Origin of the sequence: Sphingomonas phoenicis (assembly GCF_047238005.1) — a bacterium.
GTDB lineage: Bacteria > Pseudomonadota > Alphaproteobacteria > Sphingomonadales > Sphingomonadaceae > Sphingomonas.
Window position 1 is genome coordinate 232420 of record NZ_JBDFMC010000002.1, and the last position, 16690, is coordinate 249109.

Consider the following 16690-nt stretch of genomic DNA (forward strand, 5'->3'; position numbering starts at 1 on the left):
TCGACATGCTTAACTGTCAGTTAATTCGACAAGGTCGAGCCCGGTGAGCAGCGCCCGCCGCGCCTCTCCGATCGCATCGATCAGGGCGGGGTCGCCGATGTCCTCCTGTCGGATCGCCGCAGGCCAGTAACGCTCGACGATGGCGGCGATGCGGTCGAGCGCGTGGTCGTCGACCATGAAGCGGGGATCGACCGTCGCCGGATCGGCGACGACGCGCAGCCGCAGGCAGGCGGGGCCGCCGCCGTTCGCCATCGATTCGCGCACGTCGACCACCGCGACATGGCGGATCGGGCCGTTGCCCGCGCGGTGACGTTGCAGCCAGCCCCACACGGCCGTGTTCTCGCGCGCCTCCGCCGGCACGACCAGCGTCGTGCCCTGCGCTGCCGACACCAGCTGCGCATTGAAGAGGTAGGAGGCGATGGCATCGGCGAGCGGCACCTCTGCGGCCGGCACCTCGACGATCTCGACATCTGGCATCAGCCGGCGAAGATCGGCGTACAGGCCGGCGGGATCGGCGAAGGCGTGCTCGTGCGCCAGCAACACGCGCTCGTTGGCGACGGCGACGACATCGTTGTGGAACGCGCCGGCCGCGATCGCCGCGGGCGCCTGCTCGACGAACAGCGTGCGGGCGGGATCCAGCCCGTGAAGCCGCGCGACGACCTCGCCGGCGGCCCTATGCTGGCGCGCGGGGAAGGCACCGGCGGCGGTGCCGTAGACGAAGATCTCGACGCCGGGGTCGCCGTGCCGGCCGGCCAGCCGCATATGGTTGGCCGCTCCCTCGTCGCCAAAGGGTGGCGGCACGGGATCGTGCACGACGAACGCGGGATCAGCGAAGGCGAGGCGCAGCTGGCGCAGCGTGCCGGGCCATTCGTGGCTGCGATGCGGCATCGTCAGCAGGTTGGCGGCGGTCAGGTGGCAGCGCCCGTCGGCGGTATCGGGCGCGGGCGAGACCGTTGCGGCATTGGCGGCCCACATCGCCGATGCGGAGAGCGCCTGCGCCTTCAGGTGTGCGGGCGCCGCGGCATAATCGGTGCCCAGCGATCGCAGCCACGCATGGTCGGGACGGGCGAGGGGCAGCAGGATGCCCTGCCGCAGGCCCAGCGCCATGTTGGCGCGCATCTTGGCGATCCCCTGCAGCGCGGCGGCGCGGGGGTGGGATACGGCGCCGGCATTGGTCGTGGCGGCGATGTTGCCGATGCTGAGGCCGGCATAGTTGTGGCTGGGCCCGATGATCCCGTCGAAGTTGATCTCGACCAGCATCAGCCGCGCCCTGCCAGCGCAACCTCGTCGCCCACCGCGACACCCAGGTCGCGCGCGGTCGCCGCGCTCAGCGTGATGCCGCCGGCGCCGGCGGTCGCGTGCCCGAACACGCAGCGGAAATCGGCGAGGCGTCCGGCCGCGACCAGTGCCTCCTCGCCGCCATCGTCCGCGATCGCGGTCACCGGCGCGACGATCGCGTCGCGGATCGTGCGAACCTGATCGGTCGGCGCGGTCATCGTCGGGCCGCCATCGAAGATGTCGCAATATTGCTCGTACCGGAAGCCTTCATGCTCCAGCATCCGCATCGCCGCGCGGCCGGAAGGGTGGGGCAGGCCGATCGCGGCACGGGCGCCCTCGGTCAGCATCGCGGTGTAGATCGGGTGCTTGGGCATCAGATCGGCGACGAACTGATGCCCGTTGATCGCGTTGAACTCGTCCGCCGCCTGGAACGTCATGCCGAAGAAGCGGCCGGCCAGCCCGTCCCAGAAAGGCGATCCGCCACCCTCGTCGATGATCCCGCGCAGCTCGGCCAGGATGCGGTCGGCGAAGCGCGCCCGGTGCAGCCGGATGAAGAGGTAGCGGGAGCGGGCGAGGAGCAGGCCGAGCCCGCCGGCCCGCTCGCCCGGATGCAGGAACAGCCCGCCGACCTCGCTCGATCCTTCCAGATCGGTGGTCAGGGTCAGCATCTCGGCGCGGAACGTGCGCTGCAACTCGCGGCTGTGCTGGGTCAGGGTGCCGCGGCGATAGCTGTAGAAGGGGTGACGCTGGCCGACCTGGGTGAACAGCTGGCAGGTGCCGCGCACCTCGCCATTCTCGATATTCTCGAGCACCAGCACGAACAGTTCGTCGTCGATCGGCCCCGCGGTCCGCGCCAGCGCGGCATGGCTGCGCTCCAGCTTGGTGCGCAGGGCGGGCCGGTCGGGCGGCAGGTTGGTGAAGCCGCCGCCGGTCAGCTTCGCCATCTCGTACAGCGGCTTCAGGTCGTCGTCGGTGGCGGCGCGGATACGGAAGGTCATGGCAGTCCACCTTGGGCGAGACGCAGGATCGAGACGGCGGACAGCGCCGCGCGCTCGGCAAGGCTGTCGACGAGCAGATATTCGTCGGGCGAGTGGATCGCGCCGCCGCGCACCCCCATCGTGTCGATCACCGGGACGCCAATGGCGGCGACGTTGTTGCCGTCGCACACCCCGCCGGTGTCGCGGTGCCCGATCGTCAGCCCCAGATCGGCGCCCGCCGCACCGACCAGCGCGAACAGGCGGGCGGCGCGCGCGTCGATCGGCTTGGGCGGGCGATTGAAGCGGCCGTGGCGGGTGACCGTCACCTCGTGTGCGTTCTCCACCGCCGCCACGGTGGTATCGATCGCAACGTCGGCCGCGTCGATCGCGCCGGCATCGCGCGGCCGGAAATTGACGCGCAGGACGGCGAGATCCGGGACGACGTTGTTGGGCGACCCGCCATCGATCCGCGCCGGGTTCACCGTCAGCCCCGGCGCCGCGCTGGCGGCCAGCCGGACGGCGAGATCGGCGGCGGCGACCAGTGCGTTCCTGCCGTCGCCGGGATTGCGGCCGGCATGCGCGCTGCGGCCGTGCACCGCCAGCGAGAAATTGCCGGTGCCGCCACGCGCGCCCGCCAGCGTGCCGTCGGGCAGCGCGGGTTCGTAGCCGAAGGCGGCGGCCTTGCCCGCGCCCAGGGTGGCGATCAGCCCGGCGGAGGACAGCGATCCGGTTTCCTCGTCGCTGTTGATGAGGATGTCGTACCCGATCCCGCCGATCGCACCGTCACCCTCCAGTGCCGCCAGCGCGGCGAGCATGACCGCCAGTCCGCCCTTCATGTCGGTGACGCCCGGGCCGACCAGCGTATTGGGGTCGCTCCACCGCATCGTCTGGAACGGGTGATCGACGGGATACACCGTGTCCATATGGCCGAAGAACAACAGGCGGCTGGCGGCGGACGGCCGGACCGAGACAACCAGGTGGCGACCATGGTCGATCGGCACGACGCGGCCATCGGTGCCCATCCGGTCGACCGGCTCGGGCGCGACCAGCCGCACATCGCCCGGCAGGATCGCGGCGGCATCGGCCAGTTCGGTGGCGATCGCCGCCAGTCCGGCGAGGTTGCCCGTGCCGCTGTTGATCGCGCTCCACCGCTTGACCCGGCCCAGCATCGCGGCGCCGTCGATCCGCTCGATCACCCGCCGTTCGGTCGTGGTCGGCGCGCCCATCAGAAGGTGTAGACCAGCGCCGCGCGGCTGACCGTGTCGGTGGTCTGCCGACCGTCGGGGGGCATGCTCTCGTACTGGACGTTGTACGACAGCTGCGCCGACAGGGGGCCCAGCAGCTTGGCGTTCAGCGCGGTGGTGCTGGTGACCGTGGAATTGAACCGTTCGACATAGGCGGCGGCAGTCTGGCGGAGCGACAGGCCGCTGATCAGCTGCCAGCGGAAATCGATCGATCCGCGGGCCGCGAGGCTCGATTCGGTCCGGTCGTCGGTGAAGGCGGTGAGGCGATAGCCGGGCCCGACCTCGATATCGAGCTGCGTGGCACGCGCCTTGATCGCGCTGTACCCGAACCCGCTCGATATCGTCAGACGGTCGTAATAGCCCAGGAACCGGTCGCTCTCGTACTGGCCGAGACCATAGACATAGGCGCGGTCGTCGAACTTGAAGTTGGGACCGTAGGAAATCAGGTACCGCTCGCGCGTGGTGACGTTCAGGTTTTCCTGATAATCGGCACGCGCGGTGAACTTGTGCCGCCACTGCAGCCCCTCCCGCTCGGCATCCAGCACCACGCTGCCGCCGGCGGTGTCGGAATTGCCGGTGGTGACGAAGCCGCCCACCTCGGCCCGGCCCTTCCACAGGTTCAGGAAGCTGGCCTGGCGGATCACCTGCTCGCGCGCGGCGGCGCGGTCGTCGCGCCATTTCTGCGCGATCGCCAGCACCGCGTCGCCGCTGATCGGATCGGCGGCGCGGGCGTATTTGACGATCGTCGACACCTCGCCGTCGTTCCCCGCCTCCAGCGCCGCATCCAGCATCGCGCGGATCGATTCCGGGATCATCGCGCCCGCATCGCCGGGCGCCGGCGGGGGCGGTGCGGCCGGTGGCGCGTCCGTCTGGATGGCGGCGGCGAGGATCAGGATGGCGAGCACGCCGCCCTGCTACCGCCGACAGAGCCCCCGCCGCAACCCGTCAGCGTCCGGCCGATGCCGTGAGGTGGGGGCGGAACGCGGCCAGCACCTGTTCGTACAGCACGCGCTTGAATGGCACGATCAGCCGCGGCAGGTCCTCCGGATCGATCCAGCGCCAGCTCCGGAACTCGGGATGGGCGGTGCGGATGTCGATGTCGCCGTCCTGCCCGGTGAATCGGAACAGGAACCAGCGCTGCGTCTGTCCCCGCCAGCGGCCCTTCCACACCTTGCCGATCAACTCGTCGGGCAGGTCGTAGGTGAAGCTGCCCGGCGCCTCGGCGATCAGCTCGGCATGATCGGCGGCGACCCCGGTTTCCTCCCACAGCTCGCGGACGGCGGCATCCAGCGCCTCCTCGCCCGGATCGATCCCGCCCTGCGGCATCTGCCACGCCTCCAGCGTCGAATCGAGCCGCTGGCCGACGAACACGCGGCCCTCGCGGTTGACCAGCATCACGCCGGCGCACGGCCGGTAGGGCAGGTCCCGCATCATCCCGCCGCCTGCTGCTGGACGCGCGCGCCCTCCGCCTCGGCGATCGTCGCGCGCAGTGCCACCAGATAGCCGGCCATGTCCCCCACCGCCGACGGGATCGCCTTGCGCAGGGTGGCGAAGCCGTGGATCGTCCCCACCGCCTCGCGGTACACCGTCGGCACCCCCGCCTCGATCAGCCGCGCGGCATAGGCGCGGCCCTGATCGCGCAGCGGATCGAGGCTGGCGGCGACGATCACCGCCGGCGGCATGCCGGCGAGCGGGGCGCGCATCGGCGATCCGCGCATATGCTCGATATCGGCGGCATAGGCATCGCCGAACCACAGCATCGCCGCCTTGGTCAGCACATATCCTTCCGCGAACTCGTCGAACGAGGGATAGCGGCCCGCCGGGTCGGTGACCGGATAGATCGGCGCCTGCACCAGCACCGGCACGGCCGCCGGTGCGTCGCGCAGCGCCATCGCGGTGTTGATGACCAGCATGCCGCCCGCACTGTCGCCGACCAGCACCAGCCCGGTCGCGGTCACGCCCAGCCCGGCGGGGTTCCCCGCGACCCAGCGCGCCGCCGCTTCCGCGTCGTCGGGCGCGGCGGGCCAGCGATGCTCGGGCGCCAGCCGGTACTCGACCGACAGGACCGGCAGGTCCAGCGTCCGCGCGATCTCGGCGCACAGGCTGGCATGGGTATCGACCGTGCCGAACACGAAGCCGCCGCCGTGATAGAAGACGACGACCGGTCCCGGCAGCCGGTTCGCCGTCGCGTCGAACAGCCGTGCCGGGATGTCGCCCGCGGCGGACGGGATCGTCACGACCCGGTCGACCGCCAGTTCGCCGACCGGCGGGTCGACCAGATCCTTGCTCGCCGCGAACATCTGGCGCGCGGCGGGCGGGTCCAGCTCGTGCGTGCGCGGTCCGGGCAGGGCGTTCAGGTAATCGAGGAACCGCCGGACATCGGCACGCACATAATGGTCGGTCATCAATCGCTCCGATGGCGGTGGCAGGCGCTGATACCTACCTAGGTCGGGTGATCCCCATCGTCCATCATCCCAGCTACGTTACCGAGGCACCGGCGCGATCCACCTATCGCTGGGGCAAGAACGGCGCGATCCGCGACCTGCTGCGGGCGGAGGGCGCGCGGGTGACCTGGCACGAGCCCGAGCCGATGCCGCGCCGCTGGCTGGAGGCGACGCACGATCCCGACTATGTGGCCGAGGTGCTGGAGGCGCGCGTCCCCCCGGCCAAGACGCGGCGTATCGGCTTTCCGGTGACGACGGCGGTCGCGGAGCGCGCCGCGGCGGTGCCGGGAGGTACCTGGCTGGCGGCGCTGCTGGCGCTGGAGCACGGCTTCGCCGCCAACACCGCCGGGGGCAGCCACCATGCGCTGCACGATACCGGCGCCGGCTATTGCGTGTTCAACGACCTCGCCGTCGCGGCGACGCGGCTGGTGGAGGAAGGGCGGGTCGACCGGTTGCTGATCGTGGATGTCGACGTCCATCAGGGCGACGGCACCGCCGCGCTGACCGCCGGGCGACCGGAGATCGCGACCTATTCGATCCACGCCGACAAGAACTTTCCGGCGCGCAAGGCCCGCTCGACCCTCGACGTGCCGCTGGCGGACGGGGTCGGTGACGAGGAGTATCTGGCGACGCTGGCGACGACGCTCGTTCCGCTGATCGACGACCTGCGGCCGCAATTGATCCTGTATCAGGCTGGGGTCGATCCGCTCGCCGTCGACCGGCTGGGCCGGCTGGGCCTGACCGAAGACGGGCTGATCCGGCGCGAGCGGCTGGTCGCGGCGCTGGCGGCCGCGCGTGGCATCCCGCTCGCCTGCACGGTGGGCGGCGGGTATGGCGACGACGTGATGGCGATCGCCCGTCGCCACGTCGATGCCATCCTCACCCTCGGCGACGCGCTGCTCGCCTAGGTGACGCGATGCCGATGCAGTTCGGTGCGGAGCATCGCTGCCGGATGCGCGTTGGGCGGCGATGACCGACCCCGTGATCCTGTGGTTCCGCCAGGACCTTCGCCTTGCCGACCAGCCCGCCCTGATCGCCGCCGCGGCGGAGGGGCCGGTCATCCCGGTCTACATCCTCGACGACGAGACGCCGGGCGACTGGCGGATCGGCGGGGCGCAACGCTGGTGGCTGCACTACAGCCTGGCGTCACTCGACAAGGCGCTGCACGCGCTGGGCAGCCGCCTGATCCTTCGGCGCGGCGCATCGGCAGACGTGCTCGCCGCGCTGGCGGACGAGACCGGAGCGGCCCGCATCCACGCGCTGCGTCATTACGAACCGTGGTGGCGCAAGGCGGAGGCGTCGCTCGGCGACCGGCTGTGCCTGCACGACGGCAACCAGCTCGCCCCGATCGAACAGGTGCGGACCGGCGCCGGGCAGCCGTTCCGCGTCTATTCGTCGTTCTGGAAGGCGTTGCAGGAACATCTGCCGCCATCGCACCCCGAACCAGCGCCCAAGAAGCTCCCCGCCCCCGGCCACTGGCCGAAGGGCGACACGCTGAAGGACTGGGCGCTTCGCCCCACCGGGCCGGACTGGTCGGGCGGTTTCGATGCCGACTGGGTCCCCGGCGAGGATGCCGCGCGCGAGCGACTGGCCGATCTCGCCGACAAGGTCGACCGGTACGAGACGGACCGCAACCTGCCCGCCGAGGAAGGCACCAGCCGCCTGTCCCCGCATCTCCATCACGGCGAGGTGTCTGCCCGCGCGGTCTGGCACGCCGCGGCCGGCGGCGACGAGGCGTGGAAGTTCCACAAGGAGGTCGCATGGCGCGACTTCACCCGCGGTGTCATCCTGGCGCTGCCCGACTATGCCGACGTCAACGGCCGGCCGCGCTACGACAAGCTGCGCTGGCGGACCGGCGCCGCGGCGAAGCGCGACCTGCGCGCCTGGCAGCGCGGGCGCACCGGCTATCCGATCGTCGACGCCGGCATGCGCCAGCTGTGGCAGAGCGGCTGGATGCACAACCGTGTCCGGATGATCACCGCCAGCTTTCTGGTGAAGCACCTGCTGATCGACTGGCGGGAGGGCGAGCGCTGGTTCTGGGACTGCCTGGTCGATGCCGACTACGGCAACAACTCGGTCAACTGGCAATGGATCGCCGGCACCGGCGTCGACGCCAACATGTTCGGACGGATCATGGCGCCGCTCAGCCAGTCGGAGAAGTTCGACGCGGGCGACTATATCCGCCGCTGGGTACCCGAACTGGCCGACCTGCCCGATCCGGCGATCCATGACCCCGACGAGGCGGGCTGCCGTCCCGCCGCCTACCCGGCCAAGATCATCGGCCACCGCGAGGCGAGGGAGCGAGCGCTGGCGGCGAACCGCGCGGTGTAGGGGGCGGGTTTGCCCGTGCCCGATCAGTTGGGGGTGGACCTTTTCGAGAAGGCAAGGGCGGCAAGCTTCCAGTCGCCACCCGTCTTCACATAGGTCTCGGTGACGGAAAACGGGTTGTCGGCCACCTGACCGCGCACGACCGCGTGCAGATCGATACGGCTCGCCACGATCGCGGTGTCCCCGATGAAGCGCGCCGAGATTTCCTTGATGTCGGCCCGGCGATACTCGATGTTCCCCGAGCGGATCACCTCCAGCTCCTGCGGCTGGGTCATCGTGCGGCTCATATGGACGAAGATCGCCTTTTCGTCGAACAGCCGGGAAAGCGCGTCGATGTTCCGGTCGGCCATCCACCGCCACTTCTGCCGCGACAATGCGATCAGCTCAGCCGCGCGCGGGTCGGTCCGTTCGGCAGCGGTCGCAGGCACCGTCTGGGCCGCCGCGATGACCGGCGATGTCGTCGCGACGATGGCAAGGATGATTGTCTTGATCATGGCGGGGTTCTCTTCCTTCGATATGGGTCCGGCCGACGGCACACCGGTCCTACCGCGGAAGACGGCACGGGATTAGACGGAGCGAGTGGCTAGCACCTATGATCCGGGGTCATGGGTCAACCCGCCCGCTTCATCCCGGCGGAAGACCATGGCGGACCCGTGCCCCGCTTTCGGCTCTGGCGCCGCGCCGTCCGTCGGTGCATGGGGCCGCGGATGAAGCCAGGGGGTATCGTACAGCGCCGGCGGGGATCGGGGCGCGGGGTGGTCGCGTCCGCGATCGCGGCACCGTTTCACCGGCTGCTCGACCGGATCGATCGCGGGCTGGTCTGCGGCGCGATCGAGGCGACCTTGCCGGATGGCACCGCGCGGCTGCTCGGCGGGCGCGTCGACGGGCCGGTCGCGGTCGTGATGCTGCATCGGTGGCGCGCGCTGTGGAAGCTGGCGACCGGCGGGTCGGTCGGCTGGTACGAGGCATGGGATGCCGGCGACTGGGCCAGTCCCGATCCGGTGCCGCTGTTCGACCTGTTCATGCGCAACCGCGTCGCGCTCGGCAACGCCGCGCGGCCGGGCGGCACGGTGAAGCTGGCGATGCGCGGCTGGCACCGGCTGCGGCGCAATCACCGCGCCGGCGCGCGGCGGAACATCGCGGCGCATTACGATCTGGGCAACGACTTTTATCGCGAGTGGCTGGACGACGGGCTGACCTATTCCAGCGCGCTGTTCGCCCATCCCGGCGAGACGCTGGCGGCGGGGCAGGACCGCAAGCTGCGCGCGATCCTGGCGCGCACCGCAACGGTGCCGGGCGACGCCATTCTGGAGATCGGCTGCGGCTGGGGATCGTTCGCGGCGCTCGCCGCGGCCGAGGGGCGGCAGGTCTGCGCGCTGACGTTGTCGGCGGAGCAGAAGGCGATGGTGGACGCGCGTCATCTTCCCGGTGTCACCGTCTCCCTGACCGACTACCGCGATATCACCGGCACCTTCGATGCGGTCGCCAGTATCGAGATGGTCGAGGCGGTCGGGCAGGAATATTGGGGCGCGTACCTCGATGCGATCGCGCGGGCGCTGAAGCCGGGCGGACGGGCGGCGATCCAGTACATCGCGATCGCCGACGATGTCTTCCCCGCCTATGCCCGCGGGGTCGACTTCATCCAGCGCCACGTCTTCCCCGGCGGGATGCTGCTGTCCGAGCGCCGGTTCCGCGCGCTGGCCGAGGCGCGGGGGTTGTCGTGGCAGGACCGGACCGGGTTCGGGGCCGATTATGCCGAGACGCTGCGGCTGTGGCGCGAGCGGTTCGACGCGGCGGATCGCGAGGGGCGGCTGCCGGCGCGGCTGGACGCACGCTTCCGGCGGTTGTGGCGTTATTACCTGATGTATTGCGAGGGCGGGTTCCGCGGCGGCGGGATCGACGTGGCGCAGGTGACGCTGGTCCGGTCCCGCTAGGCGTCAGTCCACCCGCTCGCGGTGACCGACGCCGTAGCCGTCGATGGCGAGGCGGACGATCCGGTCCGCGACGACCTGCGGCTCCTTGACCGAGGCGGGATCCTCGCCCGGATAGGCGCGGGCGCGCATCGCGGTGCGGGTGGCACCGGGGTCGACGATCGCGACACGCACCTTGCCCAGCGCCTCGACCTCGTCGCCGTATGCGCCCAGCAGCGTCTCGAACGCCGCCTTCGACGCGCCATACGCACCCCAATAGGCCCGCGGGCGCTGCGCCACGCTGGAGGTGAGGCCGATCACCTTGCCGGCGGCGGCGCGGCGCAGCATCGGGTCGAACGCGGTCAGCATCGCCGCCTGCGCGCTGACGTTCAGGGTCAGGACGCGGGCGAACTCCTTGGCATCGATCGACGGCACCGCCGCCAGGCTGCCCAGCGTGGCGGCGTTCAGGACCATCACGTCCATTGCCTTCCACCGCTCGCCGACCGCCGTCGCCAGCCGCGCGATCGAATCGGTCTCGGTCAGGTCGAGCGGGGCGATCGTCGCCGATCCGCCGGCATCGAAGATCGCCTGCTCGACCTCCTCCAGCGCCTTGGCGGTGCGGGCGGTGACGACGACATGGGCGCCCTGGGCGGCCAGCGAGCGGGCGGTGGCGGCACCGATGCCGCGGCTGGCGCCGGTGACCAGCGCGAGTTGGCCCGACAGGGGCAGGTCAATCATTGGTTGACGGTTCCGGTTCAGTTGACGCGTTCGGCGAGGAGGGCGAACTGGTCCACCTCCGCGCTGTCGTCCTGGTCAGTCAGGGTGGTGGGATAGTCGCCGGTGAAGCAGGCGTCGCAGTAATTGGGCCGCACATCGGCCCGCTTCGCCTCGCCCAGCGCCTTGTACAGCCCGTCGATCGATACGAACGCCAGGCTGTCGGCATGGATGAAATCGGTCATCCCGCCGATATCCAGCTTGTGTGCCAGCAACTTGGCCCGTTCCGGCGTATCGACGCCGTAGAAGCAGCTGTGCCGCGTCGGCGGCGAGGCAATGCGCATGTGGATCTCGGCCGCACCGGCATCGCGCATCATCTGCACGATCTTCAGCGAGGTGGTGCCGCGTACGATCGAATCGTCGATCAGGATCACGCGCTTCCCCTCGATCAGCGCGCGATTGGCATTGTGCTTCAGCTTGACGCCCAGATGGCGGACCTTGTCGCCCGGCTGGATGAAGGTGCGCCCGACATAGTGCGAGCGGATGATGCCGAGTTCGAACGGAATACCAGAGGCTTGCGCATAGCCGATCGCGGCGGGGACACCCGAATCGGGTACCGGGATGACCAGATCGGCCTCCACCGGCGACTCCGCGGCCAGCTGCGCGCCGATCTCTTTGCGGACCGAATAGACCGAGTGATCGTCGACGATCGAATCGGGTCGCGAGAAATACACCCATTCGAAGATGCACGGGCGGGCATGGACGGGGGCGAATGGCTTGATCGAGCGGATCTCGCTGCCCTGCACGATCACCAGCTCGCCCGGCTCGACCGCGCGTTCGAACGTGGCGCCGCAGACATCGAGCGCAACGGTTTCCGACGCGAAGATGATCGCATCGTCCAAACGCCCCATCACCAGCGGCCGGATGCCGAGCGGATCGCGGCAGGCGATCATCCCCTCCGGCGTCATCACGACCAGCGAATAGGCCCCCTCGATCTGCTTCAGCGCATCGATGAACCGGTCGAGCAGGGTCCGGTATTTCGAGGTGGCGACCAGGTGGATGATCGTCTCGGTATCCGAGGTCGACTGGAAGATCGACCCGCGCTGGACCAGCTCGCGCCGGAGCTTCATCGCATTGGAGATGTTGCCGTTGTGCGCTACGGCGAAGCCGCCGGTAGCCAGCTCGGCATAGAGCGGCTGGACATTGCGGAGTGCCGTCTCGCCCGTGGTCGAATAGCGGACGTGACCCGCGGCGACGGTGCCGGGGAGCGAGCGGATCACGTCGTCGCGGTCGAAATTGCCCGCGACGTGACCCATGGCGCGATGGGTGTGGAACTGTGCGCCGTCGAACGAAGTGATCCCCGCCGCCTCCTGACCCCGGTGCTGGAGCGCATGGAGGCCGAGGGCGACCAGCGCGGCGGCACTGGGACTGTTGGAGACACCGAACACGCCACACTCTTCGCGCAGCTTGTCGTCTTCGAATGGATTGGTCGTCAGCATGGGAGGCGGGGCTCGCTTGGTGGCGCTGGCCATATAGGAGCGATAACCTGGGTTGTCGCCTGTTTGTCACGATCGGCGGAGCGATCCGCCGCATCGGTGGTTTTCGCCGGCGGCAAGGAGAGCAGGCGATGGCACGCGATCACGGACCCCAGATCAAGGACCACGCGCTCTACGAAGAGCTGAAGAAGCAGGGAAATTCTGCCGAGAAGGCGGCACGCATCGCCAATGCGAAAGCGGCGGGAACGCTGAGGCACGACAGCGTGCAGCTGGAGGACCGGACCAAGGCGGCGCTGATGAAGGAGGCGGCGCGGATCGGCATCGCCGGTCGGTCGAAGCTGGACAAGGCGGGGCTGGTGAAGGCGATCCGCGGGCATGGTTGAGGGTGTCGCGGCTGCGCGAATGTTGAGGAAGTTTCGGGTTGTGACGGGGTGACGTTTCGACAGCAGAACTGTCGTAAGTTTGAAGGTGGAAGGATGGCAGTGGGCATCAGCCTGTTCTATCCCATGCGCCAGATGTAGGACACGGGCGGCGTCCTCTCCGTCATCCCGGGCTTGACCCGGGACCGCGCTATCTGCGGTTGCCGGTAGCTGGACCCCGGGTCGAGCCCGGGGTGACGACGAACTCCGTCAGGCGATCAGGTCCGACAGGTCGTTCCAGTCGGGGTTGCCTCGTTCGATCAGCGCGAACTTCCATTCTCTTCGCCAGCGTTTCAGGCGCTTCTCGTGTTCGATGCAGGCCATGATGGTGTCGCCTCGCTCCGCCCATACCAGCCGGTCGAGGCCGTAGCGCGCGCAGAAGTCGGAGCCTTTGCCGGCGCGGTGCTGGTGGATGCGGGCGGCAAGATGGGCGGTGACGCCGACGTACATCGTGCCGCGATAGCGGTTTGCGATGATGTAGAGCCAGCCGCCCTGATGGTTGTCTCCCATATGCGGGGTTTGAAGAAGCTGGGCCCCGGGTCAAGCCCGGGGTGACGGGGAGGGTGGTGGCGGTACGAACTCATGCCGTGGCATGCCGGACATGATCCACCGCTGTCCGTCATCCCGAGCTTGACCCGGGATCCCGCTGTCTTCGGTCGCGAGTAGCGGGGGTCCGGGGTGACGGGGAGGGGGCGGGGCGGTACAGGCGGGGGATGACCGAACCGCGCGATCGTAGCCTGTCCCTCGACCCTGCCTATGATGCGGCGGGGCTTGTCACCGCCGTGGTGTCCGACCGGCACGGCGCGCTGCTGATGGTCGCGCACATGAACGCCGAGGCGCTGGCGGCGACGCAGGCGACAGGGGAGGCGACGTTCTGGTCGCGCAGTCGCGGGCGGTTGTGGAAGAAGGGCGAGACATCCGGCAACGTGCTGCGCGTCGTGGAGATGCGGATCGACTGCGATCAGGATGCGCTGTGGCTGATCGTCGATCCGGCCGGGCCCGCCTGCCACACCGGCGCGCAGAGCTGCTTCTATCGCCGGATCGAGGGCGACGGGCTGGTGCCGGTCGCGTGAAGGTGCTTGTCGGCCTGACGGCGCTGCTGCTGGCGGGATGCGGCGGCGGGGCGGGCAACGACACGGTGCCGGCCGCCGAGAGCGGCAGCGCGGGCGCGCGGCTGGAGGAAGCGGCGGTGGCACAGGGGCTGGTGCCCGATCCGGCGGCGACGACGCTGGCGGGTGCCTGGGCGCGCGACACCGACCGCGCCTGCATCGTCGACGGTGCGGGCGGCGTGCAGCGGATCGGCATCCTGAGCGATTACGGCGATGGCCAGGATTGCAGCGGCGCCGGCGTGCTGGAGCGGCGCGGCGAGCGGTTGCGGATCACGATCGGCGAGTGCCGCATCGATGCCCGGTTCGACGGCGAGCGGATCATCTTTCCCGGCGAGGTGGGATCGGCCTGCGCCGCCCTGTGCCGCGGTCGGGCGTCGCTGGCGGCGTTCGCGGTGGAACGGCAGAGCGACTCGGCATCGGAAGCCGCGACACTGCGTGGACGGGACGGGCGCCGGCTGTGCGGATAGATTGACGTTTACGTAAAGGTTATGTAGTGCAGCGGTCATGGCCGATGCAGCGTCCTATGCTCCGATCATGCCGATGGGCGATCGCGAGACCCACACGATCTCCGACCTGTGCGGCGAATTCGGGGTCACCGCCCGTGCCCTGCGATTCTACGAGGACGAGGGCCTGATCGCACCCGAGCGACGGGGCACGGCGCGCATCTATTCGCAGCGCGACCGCGCGCGGCTGGCGTGGATCCTGCGCGGCAAGCGGGTGGGATTCTCGCTGGGCGAGATCCGCGAGATGATCGACCTGTACGATCTTGGCGATGGCCGCCGGGTGCAGCGGCAGGTGACGATCGAGCGGTGCCGCGCCCGTATCGCGGCGCTGGAGGCGCAACGGCGCGACATCGACGCCGCGATCGCCGAACTGACCGGTTTCATCGCCACCGTACCCACGGCCGGCGCCCCGAACGCCCATAGCGACAAGTAAGGAACAACGAGGATGCCGCAGTACACGCCCCCCGTCCGCGACACGCGTTTCGTGCTGGAACATGTCGTCGGGCTGGATCGACACGCCAATGTCGACGGGTTCGCCGTCGCCACGCCGGATACCGTCGATGCGGTGCTGGAAGAGGGCGGCCGCTTCGTCGCGGAGGTGCTGTTCCCGCTGAACCAGGTCGGTGACGAGCATGGCTGCACCCGTCACGACGACGGGTCGGTGACAACGCCGCCCGGCTTCAAGGAAGCCTACGCCCGGTTCGTCGAATCGGGCTGGGGCACGCTTTCGGCGCCGGAGGCGTTCGGCGGGCAGGCGATGCCGCACGTCGTGTCGACCGCGTTCCAGGAATATATGATCTCCGCCAACATGGCGTTCGCGATGTATCCGGGGCTGGCGCACGGCGCGATCGCGGCACTGGTGGTGAAGGGATCGCCCGAGCAGCAGGAGAAGTACCTGCCGCGGATGGTATCGGGCGAGTGGGGCGGGACGATGAACCTGACGGAGCCGCAGTGCGGCACCGACCTGGGCCTGATCCGCACCCGTGCGGAGCCGCAGGGCGACGGCAGCTATTCGATCACCGGCACCAAGATCTTCATCTCGGCGGGCGAGCACGACCTGACCGACAACATCATCCATCTGGTGCTGGCCAAGACGCCGGGGGCGCCGGACAGCTCGAAGGGGATCAGCCTGTTCGTGGTGCCCAAGGTGATGGTGAACGACGACGGATCGCCCGGCGCGCGCAACGCGGTGTCGTGCGGGTCGATCGAGCACAAGATGGGCATCCACGGCAATTCGACCTGCGTGATGAATTACGACGGGGCGACCGGCTGGCTGGTCGGCGAGGAGATGAAGGGGCTGGCCGCGATGTTCATCATGATGAACGCGGCGCGGCTGGGCGTGGGCCTGCAGGGGCTGGGCGTGGCCGAGACGGCGTACCAGAATGCCGTCGCCTATGCCGACGATCGCCGGCAGGGCCGCGCGCTGACCGGCCCGGCCGAGCCGGGCGAGAAGGCCGACACGCTGTTCGTCCATCCCGACGTGCGTCGCATGCTGATGGAGGCGAAGGCCTGGACCGAGGGGCTGCGCGCGCTGTGCCTGTGGGGGGCGTTGCAGGTCGACCTGGAGCACAAGGCCGGGACCGAGGAAGAGCGGCAGACCGCGGCCGACCTGATCGGGCTGCTTACCCCGGTCATCAAGGGCGTGGGCACCGACAAGGGGTACGAGATCGCGACCAACGCCCAGCAGGTCTACGGCGGCCACGGCTATATCCGCGAGTGGGGCATGGAGCAGTATGTCCGCGATGCGCGGATCGCCCAGATTTACGAGGGGACGAACGGCGTCCAGGCGATGGACCTGGTCGGGCGCAAGCTGGCGCAGAACGGTGGCCGCGCGGTGCAGGCGCTGTTCGCGATCGTGAGTGCGGAGTGCGCGGCGGCGAAGGGCGAGGCGACGGTGGCGGATTTCGCCGGTCGACTGGAAAAGGCGCTGGGCGAATTGCAGGCGGCGACGATGTGGTTCCTGGCGAACGGGATGAAGGACCCGAACAATGTCGGTGCCGGCGCGGTCAGCTACATGCACCTGATGGGGCTGGTGGCGACCGGGCTGATGTGGTTGCGCATGGCGAGCGCCGCGGCCCGGCTGAAAGCGGCGGGAGAGGGCGATGCGGCGTTCCTGGACGCCAAGCTGGTGACGGCGCGCTTCTTCGGCGAGCGGGTGCTGCCCGATGCGGGCGCGCTGCGCCGCAAGATCGAGGGCGGGGCCGAGGCCCTGATGGCGCTGCCGGTCGAGATGTTCCGGGCGGCGTGAGGAAAGGGCCGGGCCGGCTC

Annotated in this window: 18 protein-coding genes; 8 read left to right on the forward strand and 10 right to left on the reverse strand. The window is 69.7% G+C overall.

What is annotated here, in order from left to right:
* Window positions 1–9 precede the first annotated feature (9 nt).
* Genes ABC319_RS01845 through ABC319_RS01870 form a run of 6 tightly spaced genes read right to left on the reverse strand, consistent with a single transcriptional unit; the run spans window position 10 to window position 5904 of the window.
* Window positions 10–1260 (reverse strand): N-succinylarginine dihydrolase, encoded by a 1251-nt coding sequence (locus ABC319_RS01845; protein WP_413068595.1) that lies wholly within the window; start codon window positions 1258–1260, stop codon window positions 10–12.
* Entirely contained in the window at window positions 1260–2276 is a 1017-nt protein-coding gene (locus tag ABC319_RS01850) for an arginine N-succinyltransferase (RefSeq protein WP_413068596.1), read from the reverse strand. Before ABC319_RS01850 ends, ABC319_RS01845 begins: the two co-directional genes overlap by 1 nt.
* On the reverse strand, window positions 2273–3481 hold the full coding sequence (locus ABC319_RS01855; protein WP_413068597.1) for a hydrolase: 1209 nt from the start codon (window positions 3479–3481) through the stop codon (window positions 2273–2275). Before ABC319_RS01855 ends, ABC319_RS01850 begins: the two co-directional genes overlap by 4 nt.
* Window positions 3481–4404, reverse strand: a complete 924-nt coding sequence (locus tag ABC319_RS01860; protein WP_413068598.1) for a DUF481 domain-containing protein — start codon at window positions 4402–4404, stop codon at window positions 3481–3483. The genes ABC319_RS01855 and ABC319_RS01860 overlap by 1 nt, the downstream gene beginning before the upstream one ends.
* Before the next feature lie 40 nt (window positions 4405–4444).
* A complete protein-coding gene (locus tag ABC319_RS01865; RefSeq protein WP_413068599.1) occupies window positions 4445–4930 on the reverse strand; it encodes an RNA pyrophosphohydrolase in 486 nt (161 codons plus the stop codon).
* Entirely contained in the window at window positions 4930–5904 is a 975-nt protein-coding gene (locus ABC319_RS01870; RefSeq protein WP_413068600.1) for an alpha/beta hydrolase, read from the reverse strand. The genes ABC319_RS01865 and ABC319_RS01870 overlap by 1 nt, the downstream gene beginning before the upstream one ends.
* A 47-nt stretch (window positions 5905–5951) precedes the next feature.
* On the opposite strand from ABC319_RS01870, the gene ABC319_RS01875 reads away from it, so the two are divergent.
* Both ABC319_RS01875 and ABC319_RS01880 read left to right on the forward strand, forming a co-directional pair.
* Window positions 5952–6851, forward strand: a complete 900-nt coding sequence (locus ABC319_RS01875; RefSeq protein WP_413071586.1) for a histone deacetylase family protein — start codon at window positions 5952–5954, stop codon at window positions 6849–6851.
* A 61-nt stretch (window positions 6852–6912) separates the two neighbouring features.
* Window positions 6913–8274, forward strand: a complete 1362-nt coding sequence (locus ABC319_RS01880; protein ID WP_413068601.1) for a cryptochrome/photolyase family protein — start codon at window positions 6913–6915, stop codon at window positions 8272–8274.
* A gap of 23 nt (window positions 8275–8297) precedes the next feature.
* Here ABC319_RS01880 and ABC319_RS01885 read toward each other — a convergent pair whose 3' ends face one another.
* Window positions 8298–8765 (reverse strand): nuclear transport factor 2 family protein, encoded by a 468-nt coding sequence (locus ABC319_RS01885; protein WP_413068602.1) that lies wholly within the window; start codon window positions 8763–8765, stop codon window positions 8298–8300.
* A gap of 213 nt (window positions 8766–8978) precedes the next feature.
* Here ABC319_RS01885 and ABC319_RS01890 point away from each other — a divergent pair, with 213 nt between their 5' ends.
* Entirely contained in the window at window positions 8979–10205 is a 1227-nt protein-coding gene (locus ABC319_RS01890) for a class I SAM-dependent methyltransferase (RefSeq protein ID WP_413068603.1), read from the forward strand.
* 3 nt (window positions 10206–10208) lie between these two features.
* Here ABC319_RS01890 and ABC319_RS01895 read toward each other — a convergent pair whose 3' ends face one another.
* The gene (locus ABC319_RS01895; protein ID WP_413068604.1) at window positions 10209–10919 is read right to left on the reverse strand and encodes an SDR family NAD(P)-dependent oxidoreductase; all 711 of its coding nucleotides are present in this window, start codon (window positions 10917–10919) and stop codon (window positions 10209–10211) included.
* Between the two features lie 17 nt (window positions 10920–10936).
* Window positions 10937–12394 carry an amidophosphoribosyltransferase gene (gene purF / locus ABC319_RS01900; RefSeq protein ID WP_413068605.1) on the reverse strand — a complete coding sequence of 486 codons (1458 nt, stop codon included), beginning with the start codon at window positions 12392–12394 and terminating at the stop codon, window positions 10937–10939.
* Window positions 12395–12522: 128 nt separating this feature from the next.
* Here purF and ABC319_RS01905 point away from each other — a divergent pair, with 128 nt between their 5' ends.
* Window positions 12523–12774: a DUF7218 family protein gene (locus tag ABC319_RS01905; protein ID WP_413068606.1), complete on the forward strand. Its 252-nt coding sequence runs from the start codon at window positions 12523–12525 to the stop codon at window positions 12772–12774.
* Between the two features lie 246 nt (window positions 12775–13020).
* Here ABC319_RS01905 and ABC319_RS01910 read toward each other — a convergent pair whose 3' ends face one another.
* Window positions 13021–13320, reverse strand: coding sequence for a GIY-YIG nuclease family protein (locus tag ABC319_RS01910; protein WP_413068607.1), 300 nt, complete (start codon window positions 13318–13320; stop codon window positions 13021–13023).
* Window positions 13321–13523: 203 nt separating this feature from the next.
* Here ABC319_RS01910 and hisI point away from each other — a divergent pair, with 203 nt between their 5' ends.
* From hisI to ABC319_RS01930, 4 genes are read left to right on the forward strand one after another with little or no spacing between them, the layout of a single operon-like run.
* Complete coding sequence (gene hisI, locus ABC319_RS01915; RefSeq protein ID WP_413068608.1) at window positions 13524–13883, forward strand: phosphoribosyl-AMP cyclohydrolase; 360 nt, start codon at window positions 13524–13526, stop codon at window positions 13881–13883.
* On the forward strand, window positions 13880–14386 hold the full coding sequence (locus ABC319_RS01920; protein WP_413068609.1) for a hypothetical protein: 507 nt from the start codon (window positions 13880–13882) through the stop codon (window positions 14384–14386). Before hisI ends, ABC319_RS01920 begins: the two co-directional genes overlap by 4 nt.
* Before the next feature lie 37 nt (window positions 14387–14423).
* On the forward strand, window positions 14424–14855 hold the full coding sequence (locus ABC319_RS01925) for a MerR family transcriptional regulator (RefSeq protein WP_413068610.1): 432 nt from the start codon (window positions 14424–14426) through the stop codon (window positions 14853–14855).
* A gap of 12 nt (window positions 14856–14867) precedes the next feature.
* Window positions 14868–16670: an acyl-CoA dehydrogenase C-terminal domain-containing protein gene (locus ABC319_RS01930; RefSeq protein ID WP_413068611.1), complete on the forward strand. Its 1803-nt coding sequence runs from the start codon at window positions 14868–14870 to the stop codon at window positions 16668–16670.
* Window positions 16671–16690: the final 20 nt, after the last annotated feature.

Bases quoted from the DNA above. Each gene is read 5' to 3' on its own strand.
- ABC319_RS01905 (WP_413068606.1), top strand. From the start codon at position 12,523: ATGGCACGCGATCACGGACCCCAGATCAAGGACCACGCGCTCTACGAA.
- ABC319_RS01870 (WP_413068600.1), bottom strand. From the start codon at position 5,904: ATGACCGACCATTATGTGCGTGCCGATGTCCGGCGGTTCCTCGATTAC.
- ABC319_RS01855 (WP_413068597.1), bottom strand. From the start codon at position 3,481: ATGGGCGCGCCGACCACGACCGAACGGCGGGTGATCGAGCGGATCGAC.
- ABC319_RS01845 (WP_413068595.1), bottom strand. From the start codon at position 1,260: ATGCTGGTCGAGATCAACTTCGACGGGATCATCGGGCCCAGCCACAAC.
- ABC319_RS01925 (WP_413068610.1), top strand. From the start codon at position 14,424: ATGGCCGATGCAGCGTCCTATGCTCCGATCATGCCGATGGGCGATCGC.
- ABC319_RS01890 (WP_413068603.1), top strand. From the start codon at position 8,979: ATGAAGCCAGGGGGTATCGTACAGCGCCGGCGGGGATCGGGGCGCGGG.
- ABC319_RS01910 (WP_413068607.1), bottom strand. From the start codon at position 13,320: ATGGGAGACAACCATCAGGGCGGCTGGCTCTACATCATCGCAAACCGC.
- ABC319_RS01865 (WP_413068599.1), bottom strand. From the start codon at position 4,930: ATGCGGGACCTGCCCTACCGGCCGTGCGCCGGCGTGATGCTGGTCAAC.
- ABC319_RS01930 (WP_413068611.1), top strand. From the start codon at position 14,868: ATGCCGCAGTACACGCCCCCCGTCCGCGACACGCGTTTCGTGCTGGAA.
- purF (WP_413068605.1), bottom strand. From the start codon at position 12,394: ATGCTGACGACCAATCCATTCGAAGACGACAAGCTGCGCGAAGAGTGT.
- ABC319_RS01880 (WP_413068601.1), top strand. From the start codon at position 6,913: ATGACCGACCCCGTGATCCTGTGGTTCCGCCAGGACCTTCGCCTTGCC.
- ABC319_RS01885 (WP_413068602.1), bottom strand. From the start codon at position 8,765: ATGATCAAGACAATCATCCTTGCCATCGTCGCGACGACATCGCCGGTC.
- ABC319_RS01895 (WP_413068604.1), bottom strand. From the start codon at position 10,919: ATGATTGACCTGCCCCTGTCGGGCCAACTCGCGCTGGTCACCGGCGCC.
- ABC319_RS01850 (WP_413068596.1), bottom strand. From the start codon at position 2,276: ATGACCTTCCGTATCCGCGCCGCCACCGACGACGACCTGAAGCCGCTG.
- hisI (WP_413068608.1), top strand. From the start codon at position 13,524: ATGACCGAACCGCGCGATCGTAGCCTGTCCCTCGACCCTGCCTATGAT.